Here is a 1,368-nt window from a genome sequence, read left to right as displayed (position 1 = left end):
CGAAGTTCTGCTCCGTTTGGTTGTTCTGGGTCTTGTTGACTGTCTTTGAGGTGGCTTTGGTAGCTTTGCCGACGATGGTCTGTGAGGCTCCCCAGACCTGGTACGGGATCAAGAGTAGGAGGGTGAGTGATGCGACTCCGAGGATCCAGTTTGACGTTGATTGTATGACGGTGGTTCCCTGGCCGTCCATTAGTGCGAGGGAGAACCTGAGGGCGAGCAGGTCCAGTGGTGCGATCATCAGGGCGGCGAAGTAGCCGGCGATGAAGGTGTCCGCGTATCTCCTTATTCGTGGAAGGCTCCAGACCAACGCTAACAAGGGTGAGATTGCGGCGGCGAACATGATGTAGACCATTCTGATGATCATCAGGATGACGACCGCAGCCAGTAGGAAGGACTGGATAACCCAGGCCAGGACTAAGCCGGTCGAGAGGCCTATCATCTCGGTGAACGACTGTTCGAATAATTGGGGTGTGAACGCGTGTACGAGCGCGTCCGTGAACTCTACCGTTAGTTGAAGCAGTGGTAGGGAGACGAAAGAGAATGCTAATGCGATGAGGATCCGGGGCAAAATCAAGCGGACCTGGCTGTAGGTGATGCCGAGGACCGGGCCGATCATGTAGAGGAGGCCTGCTGCCATGAACGCCAGTGTGGATAGCAGGATCACCAGTACCAGGACCTGGCTGTGAATTTCTTCGACCGCGGGGTTCGGGTAGACACTGGGTGTCGTGGTCAGCAGTTTTGCCAATACGTTTAGCAGGACTTCTCCCAGTGAACGGAACGGGTCGAATAGGACGTCCAGCAGGACTTCTGTCAGGGTTTGATCCCAGTCCCCGGTGAACTCCTCGAAGGCCTCTGTCAAGTCATCTATCGCATCGGTGATCGAGCTCAGGTCGATGACTGGGTCGTCCTCTTCGTCTTCTTGTGCTGAGGCCGTGCCAGTCGCTAACAGCAATCCGAGGAATGCGGATAGACGCGTGTGCGCGTTCACGTACATAGCGTGGTCCCCAGTTGTGAGACGAGGAAGTCGACGATCAGCTGTGCCGAGAGCAACAGTACTGAGCCGATGAACACATTTTTTGCGACCAGCTTACCCCGCCGCGAGTTATCCTGGCCCGGGAGCATCAAGAATAACGCTGCGACCAGAAACCCGAGCGTGCCGAGGCCTACGCCTGCGATGAACGCGAGCTCAACCAGTGAATCCAGCAGGCCTAATAGTGGTTCGAAGCTGGATGGTGTTTCGCACCCGAGTTCGCTTTGGGTGGTCAGCGGTTGTAGGCTGATTCCGGGCTTCATACACGGCGGTTGGGTTGGTTGGAGGTTGTAGGGCGATGAAACGGGACATGGCTGTAGGATTTGACAGGGTCTGTC

General features: G+C 56.2%; 2 protein-coding genes. Both read right to left on the bottom strand.

Annotated features, from left to right (window positions below):
- A partial coding sequence (locus U4E84_RS17460) for a hypothetical protein (RefSeq protein ID WP_322533359.1) occupies positions 1 to 994 on the bottom strand: 994 nt, incomplete at its 3' end.
- On the bottom strand, positions 985 to 1,293 hold the full coding sequence (locus U4E84_RS17455; RefSeq protein ID WP_322533358.1) for a hypothetical protein: 309 nt from the start codon (positions 1,291 to 1,293) through the stop codon (positions 985 to 987). The genes U4E84_RS17455 and U4E84_RS17460, both read right to left, overlap by 10 nt.
- Positions 1,294 to 1,368 lie beyond the last annotated feature (75 nt).

Source organism: Halorubrum sp. AD140, from assembly GCF_034497445.1.
Classification (GTDB): domain Archaea; phylum Halobacteriota; class Halobacteria; order Halobacteriales; family Haloferacaceae; genus Halorubrum.
Note: the sequence above shows the minus strand (reverse complement) of the source record. Positions and strands in the feature narration are given on the sequence as shown.